Annotated in this window: 9 protein-coding genes; 4 read left to right on the top strand and 5 right to left on the bottom strand. The window is 70.2% G+C overall.

What is annotated here, in order from left to right:
• The 4 genes from K7B10_RS40475 to K7B10_RS40490 form a co-directional block, all read right to left on the bottom strand.
• The coding region (locus K7B10_RS40475) for an Ig-like domain-containing protein (protein ID WP_229346055.1) at window positions 1-2,273 on the bottom strand (2,273 nt) is incomplete at its 3' end.
• 833 nt (window positions 2,274-3,106) lie between these two features.
• Window positions 3,107-3,262 carry a DUF7196 family protein gene (locus K7B10_RS40480; protein ID WP_229346057.1) on the bottom strand — a complete coding sequence of 52 codons (156 nt, stop codon included), beginning with the start codon at window positions 3,260-3,262 and terminating at the stop codon, window positions 3,107-3,109.
• A 194-nt stretch (window positions 3,263-3,456) separates the two neighbouring features.
• Entirely contained in the window at window positions 3,457-3,744 is a 288-nt protein-coding gene (locus K7B10_RS40485) for a hypothetical protein (protein ID WP_229346058.1), read from the bottom strand.
• Between the two features lie 407 nt (window positions 3,745-4,151).
• Complete coding sequence (locus K7B10_RS40490) at window positions 4,152-5,072, bottom strand: ScbA/BarX family gamma-butyrolactone biosynthesis protein (protein ID WP_229346059.1); 921 nt, start codon at window positions 5,070-5,072, stop codon at window positions 4,152-4,154.
• A 97-nt stretch (window positions 5,073-5,169) separates the two neighbouring features.
• Here K7B10_RS40490 and K7B10_RS40495 point away from each other — a divergent pair, with 97 nt between their 5' ends.
• The 4 genes from K7B10_RS40495 to K7B10_RS40510 all read left to right on the top strand — a co-directional run bounded on the left by K7B10_RS40495 (window position 5,170) and on the right by K7B10_RS40510 (window position 8,771).
• Window positions 5,170-5,850 carry a ScbR family autoregulator-binding transcription factor gene (locus tag K7B10_RS40495; RefSeq protein WP_229346060.1) on the top strand — a complete coding sequence of 227 codons (681 nt, stop codon included), beginning with the start codon at window positions 5,170-5,172 and terminating at the stop codon, window positions 5,848-5,850.
• Window positions 5,850-6,800 (top strand): NAD-dependent epimerase/dehydratase family protein, encoded by a 951-nt coding sequence (locus K7B10_RS40500; protein WP_229346061.1) that lies wholly within the window; start codon window positions 5,850-5,852, stop codon window positions 6,798-6,800. The genes K7B10_RS40495 and K7B10_RS40500 overlap by 1 nt, the downstream gene beginning before the upstream one ends.
• 123 nt (window positions 6,801-6,923) lie before the next feature.
• Window positions 6,924-7,553, top strand: coding sequence for a TetR family transcriptional regulator (locus K7B10_RS40505; RefSeq protein ID WP_229346062.1), 630 nt, complete (start codon window positions 6,924-6,926; stop codon window positions 7,551-7,553).
• A gap of 123 nt (window positions 7,554-7,676) precedes the next feature.
• Complete coding sequence (locus K7B10_RS40510; RefSeq protein WP_229346064.1) at window positions 7,677-8,771, top strand: IS701 family transposase; 1,095 nt, start codon at window positions 7,677-7,679, stop codon at window positions 8,769-8,771.
• 22 nt (window positions 8,772-8,793) lie between these two features.
• Here K7B10_RS40510 and K7B10_RS40515 read toward each other — a convergent pair whose 3' ends face one another.
• The gene (locus K7B10_RS40515; RefSeq protein ID WP_229346066.1) at window positions 8,794-9,117 is read right to left on the bottom strand and encodes a hypothetical protein; all 324 of its coding nucleotides are present in this window, start codon (window positions 9,115-9,117) and stop codon (window positions 8,794-8,796) included.
• Window positions 9,118-9,329 lie beyond the last annotated feature (212 nt).

Consider the following 9,329-nt stretch of genomic DNA (forward strand, 5'->3'; position numbering starts at 1 on the left):
GAGCCCGTCGACGGCAGGAAGCAGGTGTTCCCGCTGTAGGTGACGGTGACCGTGCCGGTCTCCAGCGTGGTCGTGGTGACGCATGCCGTGCCGCCCGCGTCTAGGGTCACGGTTTCGTTCAGTCCGCCGGGGCCGGTGAAGGTGACGGTTCCGGTGGGGGTGCCGCTGCCGGGTGCCACTGCGGTGACCGTGGCGCAGACGGTCACGGTCTCGCCGCATACCGAGGGGTTGGGGTCGACCGTCACCGACACCGTGCTGGCCGCCTGGTTGACGGTCACGTCCAGTGAGCCCGTCGACGGCAGGAAGCAGGTGTTCCCGCTGTAGGTGACGGTGACCGTGCCGGTCTCCAGCGTGGTCGTGGTGACGCATGCCGTGCCGCCGGCGTCCAGGGTCACGGTTTCGTTCAGTCCGCCGGGGCCGGTGAAGGTGACGGTTCCGGTGGGGGTGCCGCTGCCGGGTGCCACTGCGGTGACGGTGGCGCAGACGGTCACGGTCTGGCCGCATACCGAGGGGTTGGGGTCGACCGTCACCGACACCGTGCTCGACGCCTGGTTGACGGTCACCGGCGCGGTGCCGGTCGATGAGGAGAGGCATCCGTCGCCGTTGTAGACGGCTGTGACCGTGCCGGTCTCCAGCGTGGTCGTGGTGACGCATGCCGTGCCGCCTGCGTCTAGGGTCACGGTTTCGTTCAGTCCGCCGGGGCCGGTGAAGGTGACGGTTCCGGTGGGGGTGCCGCTGCCGGGTGCCACTGCGGTGACGGTGGCGCAGACGGTCACGGTCTGGCCGCATACCGAGGGGTTGGGGTCGACCGTCACCGACACCGTGCTCGATGCCTGGTTGACCGTCACGTCGAAGGTCCCGGTCGAGCCGGTGAAACACGTGTCCCCGCTGTAGGTGACGGTGACCGTGCCGGTCTCCAGCGTGGTCGTGGTGACGCATGCCGTGCCGCTGGCGCCCAGGGTCACGGTTTCGTTCAGCCCGGGGCCGGTGAAGGTGACGGTTCCTGTGGGGGTGCCGCTGCCGGGTGCGACCGCGGTGACGGTGGCGCAGACGGTCACGGTCTCGCCGCACACCGAGGGGTTGGGGTCGACCGTCACCGACACCGTGCTCGATGCCTGGTTGACCGTCACGTCGAAGGTCCCGGTCGAGCCGGTGAAACACGTGTCCCCGCTGTAGGTGACGGTGACCGTGCCGGTCTCCAGCGTGGTCGTGGTGACGCATGCCGTGCCGCTGGCGCCCAGGGTCACGGTTTCGTTCAGCCCGGGGCCGGTGAAGGTGACGGTTCCTGTGGGGGTGCCGCTGCCGGGTGCGACCGCGGTGACGGTGGCGCAGACGGTCACGGTCTCGCCGCACACCGAGGGGTTGGGGTCGACCGTCACCGACACCGTGCTCGATGCCTGGTTGACCGTCACGTCGAAGGTCCCGGTCGCGCTTGCGTAGCACTCGTCGCCACCGTAGGAGACGGTGACCGTGCCGGTCTCCAACACGGTCGTGGTGACGCATGCCATGCCGCCCGCGTCCAGCGACACCGTCTCGTTGAGCCCGCCGGGACCGGTGAACGTCACCGAGCCCGACGGGTTGCCGACGCCCGAGGAGACCGGCGCCACGGTGACGCAGAGCGTCACCGTCTCGCCGCACACCGACGGGTTGGGGTCAACCGAGACGTCGACCGAGACGGGCGCTTGGTTGACGACGTGCAGCGTCAGGGGGGAGTTCGACCCGTTGAAGTCCGCGTCGCCGGTGTAGAAGGCGGCTGCCTGGTGGAAGCCGACGTCCAGGTTGCTGATGCTGACCTGCGCCTGCCCGTTCACGTCCAGGGGGGCGGTCAGCACCGGACCGTCGTCGCTGACGATGAAGGACACCAGCCCGGTGGGGGTTCCCGCGCCCGGCGGAACGGGGGTCACCTGGGCGGTGAAGGTCACCGTCTCGCCGCAGACCGAGGGTTCTGGGTCGAAGGCCAGCGTGGTGGTGGTGTTCGCGAGGGTGACCTCCTGGGTGTCCGCGCCCGTGGACGGGTCGTACTCGGCGTCGCCCGAGTAGTTGGCCTCCACCCCGTGGAGACCGACCTCCAGATCGCTGGTCACGTACTGTGCCTGGCCGCTCATGTCGAGCGGCACTGTTGTGACGGACACGCCGTCGACGATGAACTCGACGCTGCCGGTCAGGGTGGGGCCGCCGGCGAGTTCCGGCTGGACGGTGGCGGTGAAGGTGACCGCCTGGCCGAAGACGGATGGATCCGGTGCCGAGGTCACGGTGGTGATCGAACTGGCCATGGTATGGCTCCTTTTCGGATGACCCACGAAAGCAGGTGATGTGCCTTCGCCCGTGTGGCGTGGGGCGGAGCGCGGAACGTATGCGAAAGATCTGGTGCGGCGTTCCGGTAAGAGCCCTTGTCCACGCGGAGTCGGGGCACATCACCTGCTGATATCAGCAGTAGGCATTCCGAGTGGGGCCTTGGGCTAGACGGGTGAAGGAAACACCACTCGTCCGGCTCAGCGCACTCAGGCGCGCGAGAGGCGGTAAACCCGAATCGCGCGGCGCCTTGGCGCACTTTTCCGAGGGAAAAAAGGTTTCCCTTTTCCGCCGTCTTCCCGGGCGCGCAACCGGGCTGCGGAGGAAAAAGGTTTCCCTTTTCCGTCGCCTTCCCGGGTGCACGAAGGAAAAAGGTTTCCCTATTTCGTCGTCTTACCGGGTGCGTGGAGGAAAAAGGTTTCCCTATTCCGTCGTCTTCCTGGGTGCGCAACCGGGCTGCGTCGGGGCGCACTCGCGCTCCCGGGACGGTCCGGTGGACTCGCAGGCGGAAAGGAGAGGATTTCACGCCGAGACGAACCCCGGTGTTCCTCCGCGGCATCCAGAATCCCGGGGTGTGCCACGGCACGCAGCAGCCCCTCGGTACACCGGCTGTTCGGTATGCCGAGAGGCTGCTGGCGGGGGCATCGCTCCTCCGGTGGTCCGCCGGAGTGGGGGCCGGATGCCCACCGGGGTCCGCGCCGTGTCACCGGCGCGGTGGTGCGGTGCGGTGCGGTGTATGACCCGTACGTGTCCGTGGCGCCCCCGCGGACGCGTGTCCACGGATGCCGGCCGCTTCCCGGTGCTGACGGCGGGCCTACTTGCGGACCGCCGTGATGGAACCGCGCCCGCCCGCCCTCCTGTTGGCGGCGTCGGCCTCCTGCCGCGTGGGGTAGTCGCGCGTGACCCCGTTGGGGAGGACCAGCCGGTAGACGAGCGTGGACCGGCCGGTGCGTCCGCAGTTGCATGCCATGGTCTTCCTCCTTCTGTTCGGCCGCTCCGGCGGCCGGTCAAGGGGGGAAGGGCCGGGGGAATTCCGGGGCAGGACCGAGCCCCCGGCTCGTTCCCTTTACCTTTTATCCCCGGGCATCGCACGCTGACACTCGCCGCCATATAGTCATATTTATGCGGGGCGGCGATGATTGTGGATTCCCCCCCATGCGGCCGTCAGTCAAGCCAGTTGGCCGCCAGGCCGGCGAGGTAGGAAATGGTGAGTGTCATGGCGCCCGCCTGGAACCACGTTTCCCCTCCGGCCCAGTGGGCGAGCGTGGTAACGGCGCCCGCTACCCAGATGCTGACGCACCATCCGCAGGTGATCAGATACGCCGGGTGGGAGTCTTCGCCGAAATGGTCGGCGACCCGGGAGCGGAACCCCGCAGCGAGGGCGTCCTTGGTGATGAATCGCGTGACGCGACAGACTGTGCCGAGCGACAGGAAGAAGATCAGCGCACTCATGGAATTCATCGTAGGGTTACCACCTCCCGCCCCACTCGCGTTTCCTCGAATCCGGCGGGAGGGCGAATCGGCGGGGAATGCCGGGAAGCGCCGGCGTACCCCGCGGGCCGGGAATGCGCGCCCAGCGGGGTCGGAGGCGCCCGTGGAGCGGGACCCTGGGCCAGACGCCGTTCCGTCGGGAGCGGGGCTCGTCGGCGTTCGCCCGGCACCTACGGAAGCCCGGCGCGTGCACGCCGCACTGAAACAGGTGCGGTCCCAGCTCGTCACGCCGTTCCCGATGACGCACCACGTGGAGTGCGTCGCCAGTCTGGATCCGGCCGGCAAGGGCGGCTGAGTTGCTTGCGTGATGAGCCGCCTCCGTGCGTCCGGGCTGTGGTCCGGTGCGGGGGCGGTTTTTTGTGGGTGGGTCAGGGGCGGGGGGCGTCTGTGACTTTTACGTCGGCGGAGAAGATCAGGGCGTCGTTCTGGTGCGCGTGGACGCGCAGGGTGTCCGGGGCGAGCGGCTCGGCGTGGAAGCTGCAGGGCGAGTCGAACTCGGCGTAGCGGGTGAAGACCGTGTCCATGGCGACGGGTACGACGGCGCGCGGTGAGCTCATCGCCTGCGCCGCCTGCCGCACCGCTTCGATCAGCAGCATGCCCGGGACGTGGTCCACGGGGTGGTCGAACAGGATGGGATGGGCGGTGTCGGTGCGCAGCTCCCAGCCGTCGGGGCGGTCGGTGGGGGAGAGGACGACGTCCTCGGCGCTCTCGCGGCCGACCCGGTGCGGGGCCATCGGCCGGGCCGGCGGGAGGGCGGCCGCGTTGGCCGCGGCGATGTCGGCGTACGGGCCGCGCAGGCGCCGGTAGACGGCGGGGTCCTGGATGGTGAAGCGGGTCCGCGCGGTGCCGAGGAAGAGGCCGTCGCGTACGGCTTCCACCTCCATGGCTATCGATGCGGCGCGGTCCCTGCGGTACGTGACCTCGTTGCAGAAGATCCGCAGCTCGATCTCGGCGTCCGACCCGTCCGCCCGCAGCGAGGCGGGGGAGAGTTCCCAGGAGAAGGTCTGCCAGAGCAACTGGTGGCCCAGGGGCACCCCGTAGGCGGCGTGGGAGAGGAAGGGCAGCGTCTGGCGGATCGTTTCGCTCAGCAGGAGCGGGTCGTGCATCCCGTTCCGGCCGCGGTAGAAGCCGTGGGAGGCGGGCCAGCGCGCGGTTATCGTGTAGGCGTCGGCGCCCGTCTGCCACCAGGTGGCGAGGAGCACCTCTCCGGGGTTCGATTTGTGCGTGTACGCCTGGGGCACGGCGAGGGGCAGCGGACGGTCGAGCATGGCGGTCATGTGCGGCGGCATGTCAAAGCTTCCCTGGTCAGGCTGCAAGTATGCGGCGGGATGGCTAACATAAAGGGCGTTCTGTTTATTTGTCGACCGAGTTGAGGATCAAGCCTTCATGGCACGTGTGCGGCAGGACCGGGCGGTGAGCACGCGCGAGACGATCTTGCGTGCGGCCGCTCAGGTGTTCGACGAGTGCGGGTACTCCGGCGCGGGGATCAACAGCATCCTCGAGCGGGCGGGCACCACCGCGGGAGCGCTCTACTTCCACTTCAAGTCCAAGGAGGGCCTGGCCCGCGCAGTGGTCCTGGAGCAGGCGGCCGATCTCGCCTTCCCCGAGGGCGAGGCCGGACTCCAGCAACTGCTGGACAGCACCATGTACCTGGCGGCCGAGCTGCAGAGCAACGTGCTGCTGCGCGCCGGGGTCAAGCTCGCCGTCGAGCAGGGCGAGTCCGGGCTGCGGGAGTTCGCCGTCTACGAGTACTGGGTCGACCAGTTCGCCGCGGAGCTGCGCACCGCGCGCGAGATGGGCCAGTTGCTTCCGGAGGTGGACGAGGGGCAGTTCGCCCGCGTCCTCGTGGCCTCGTTCACCGGTACCCAGGTCATGTCCAAGATCTCCACCGGGCACGCGGACCTGCCCGAGCAGATCGCCCTGATGTGGCGCTACCTGCTGCGGGCCATCGCCACGCCGCAGGCGCTCGGCGAGCTGGTCATCGTCCGGGAGGGGGCCGGCGGGGCCAAGGAGGCCGACAGGACCGCGGCGGCCGACGAGGCCGCGGAGTCCGCGGAGTCCGCGTGATGCCGTACCGGATCCTGCTGACCGGGGCGACCGGCTTCGTCGGCGCTGCGGTCCTGCGCGCCCTGCGGGACGAACGCGCCGTCCTCGTAAGGGCGCTGACGCGCGACCCGGCGCGCCGGGGCCCGCGGTCGCAGGCCGCGGAGTGGGTCTGCGCGGACCTCGCGGACCCGGATTCCCTGCACGGGCTGGCCGAGGGCGCCGACGCCATGGTCCACCTCGCGTCGCGCATCGACGGGAGCGAGGAGCAGTGCGAGACCGTCAACGTCCACGGCACGCGGGCACTGATGCGGGAGGCGCGGCGCGCGGGTGTAGGGCGCGTCGTCCACCTGTCCACCTCGGCGGTCTACGGCCCCGGCCCGCACGACGGGATCGGCGTGGACGAGATCGTCCCCGCGCCGGTGTCGCCGGCCAGCCGGACCCGGCTCGCCGGTGAGGCGTACGCCCTCGCGGCCGACGGCGTGGTCCTGCGGCCCGGCCTGATCCAGGGAGCCGGCGACCGGTGGGTGGTCCCGGCGCTGGCCGAACTCCGGCGACGGGTACCGGCCCGGTGGGGTGAGGCGCCCGCGCGGCTCTCCGTCGTCGACGTCACCGACCTGGCCCGGCTGATCGCGGCGCTGGCGGCCGGGCCCCGGACCGTGGCCTCCGGGATCTACCACGCGAGCCATCCGGAGCCGGTGCCGAGCGCGGAACTGCTGGCGGAGCTCGTGGCGTCGGACGTACTGCCGCCCGTATCCGAGGAGTGGTCCTGGGAGCGGTGCCTGCGTCGTCTGCGCGAGACTCCGGGAAGGATGAGCGAGCGTCAGTTCGCCCTGCTCGCCACCGACCACTGGTACCGCAGCGAGGAGATCTGGCGGCTCGCGCAGTGCCCCGCGGGACCCGGTCCGCTGGCCCGGCTGGCCGACTGCGCCGCCTGGTACCGGGCGCATCTCGCCGCCGCCGCGCAGGCGTAGCGCCGGGGGCGGCGCGGGTTGCGGGCCGATATCGGTCCCGTGGGTGCCGAGATACTGCCAAAGTCTTCACGAAATCCCGGTTTTCCTTCCACCCGGAACGGTCCCGCGGGTAGCTTCCGATCTGTGGCAAGGCAAGACAGGGCTGAGCTGACGCGGCGTGCCCTCATTGCCGCGGCCTCGGCGGAATTCGACAAGCACGGTTATGCGGGCACTTCGCTGTCCCGTGTCAGCAGTGCGGCCGGGGTCTCCATGGGCGCGCTGACGTTCCACTTCGGCGCCAAGGACGAACTCGCGGCCGTGGTGCAGGCCTGGGGAGCGGCCAAGACGAACGCGGCGCTGCAGGACATCCACGAGCAGCGCGTTCCTCCGCTGCAGGCGGCGATCGACCTGACGCACACGCTGGCGAAGCTGCTGGAGGAGGAGGCCGGCGTCCGGGCGGCCGCCCGCCTCGCCCGGGACGGCGCGAGCACTTCCGAGGACTGGAACGCGGTGTGGATCCCCACCCTCCGGCAGCTCCTCGCCCGGGCAGCGGCCGAAGGGACGCTCGGGGCCGACCCGAAGGACTTCGAGGCCCTGGTCTCCCTGCTCGTCGCCGGGGTGGAGGCCGCGGCCCACACGCACCCGTCGGTCCGTGAGACCTCGCTGCGCCACGGCCTGCGGCAGCAGCTCACCTTGGCCTGGCAGGTGTTGGCCGGCATCTACCGGGTCGCGAGGCCGGGCGAACCGGAGCTCCTGCCCGCCGGCACTTCCTGAGGCGAGCCCCCGGCGGGGTTCGCCGTCGCAGGTTCCCCGCCCGCGGAATCCCCTCCCCTCAAAACATAGAGAGCGTTCTGTATTATTGGATGGTCAGCTACGGACCAGCTCACAGGGGGAACCATGTCCGTGCTCCACACCGAAGCCCGGCACACCCGAACGACCGCCCCGGCGCAAGAACTGATCGAGGCTCTCTGCGCGGAGCTGTTCTCCTCCTTCCGCAGGGCCGACCACCACGTCAAGGGCGAGCAGTACCTGCGGGGCCTGCTCACCGCTTCCGGACGCAAGTCCATCCAGAACATCGCGCGTTCCCTCGGTGACGAGAGCGCCGCCCAGCGGCTGCACCACTTCATCTGCAACGCGCCGTGGAACTGGAAGCCCGTCAGGCGTGCGCTGGCGCAGCATCTGACGGACCGTGCGCAGCCCGAGGCCTGGGTCGTCCGCCGCATGCTCATCCCCAAGACGGGAACCAGCTCGGTCGGTGTGCACCGGCGTTTCGTGCCCGAGAGCGGCCGGGTGGAGAGCGGTCAGCAGGCCCACGGTCTGTGGTACGCCGGGCGGGAGCTGAACACGCCGATCGACTGGAGCCTGAGCCCGGGTGCCGGCAGGGCCGCACCGCACTCCAGGTCCGGCCGGCACCCCGTCACGGAACAGCTGGACGAAAGCGCCCCGCTGCCGGAACTGCCCGCGGCGCCCCTGGTCTGGGACAGCCCCGTGCGCGACGTGGCGGGGCTGCTGCACCTGTTGCCCGTGGAGCGGGTGCACGCCGTGGTGCGGCTCTCGCCCGATGCGTCCTTCCGGCCGTTCACCCCGTCGGGGCGGTTCAGCGAGACGCTCACGCTGCCGGCCGAACGCATCCTGGCCGCGCGCCAGGCTCCTTGGCTGTCCGACGCGGAACCCGCTCCCGGCATGCGGACCGCCACCGCGCGCGTGGCGCTGCCGTCGGCGGCCGGTGCGGGTCGGGGGCTGACGCTCTTCGCGCAGTGGCGCAAGGAGCAGCCCGACGCGGCGGAGTTCTGGGTCACCACCATGCCCGGCGCGGTCCCGGCCGACCTGCACCGTCTGACCGTCCTGGCCCGGTCGGTCGAGCACGACAGCGTACGTACCGGTGCGAAGGCCGGGCTGCGCGATTTCGAAGGCCGGTCCTACGAGGGGTGGCACCGCCACATGACGCTCGCCTCGGCGGCGTACGCGGCGCTGATGCTCGGGAATGCCTGAGCGTCCCGGAGCCGGGCGGGGCTCAGTCCTCCCGCGATATCTCGCGAGGGGGCGTCAGGATGCACTGCACGTAGAGGGATTCCGCCGCGGCCCGGGCGTCTTCGTACGGGCCGGTCGAATGTGCCGCGCCCTTCACGACGGCGATCCAGCCCCCTTCCCGCTCCTGGCGCACTCTTCCGAGGTGCAGCCCGTGGTAGGAGACGACTTGGATCACCCGGGAGGGCGGACAGAGGGGCGCGAGGGCGAGACCTTCGGCATCGGCGATGCCGGCCAGGGCGGCTTCCTCCAGGAACTTGAGTTTCGCCCGGTAGACGATCCGCTCGGCCAATTCGATGATCCTGGACAACTGGGGGACCTTTCGGCGAAGACCCACCGGCGCGCCACCGGACGAACCGAGCCCCGCACACATGGTGCGGGGCTCGGATTCTTCGTGTCAGGTGGACATTTCAGAGCCTAGTCACGGGTGAGCTTCTTGTAGGTGGCGCGGTGCGGGCGGGCCGCGTCCGCACCAAGGCGCTCGATCTTGTTCTTTTCGTAGGATTCGAAGTTGCCTTCGAA

The sequence above is a fragment of the Streptomyces flavotricini genome (assembly GCF_020639365.1).
Taxonomy (GTDB): domain Bacteria; phylum Actinomycetota; class Actinomycetes; order Streptomycetales; family Streptomycetaceae; genus Streptomyces; species Streptomyces flavotricini.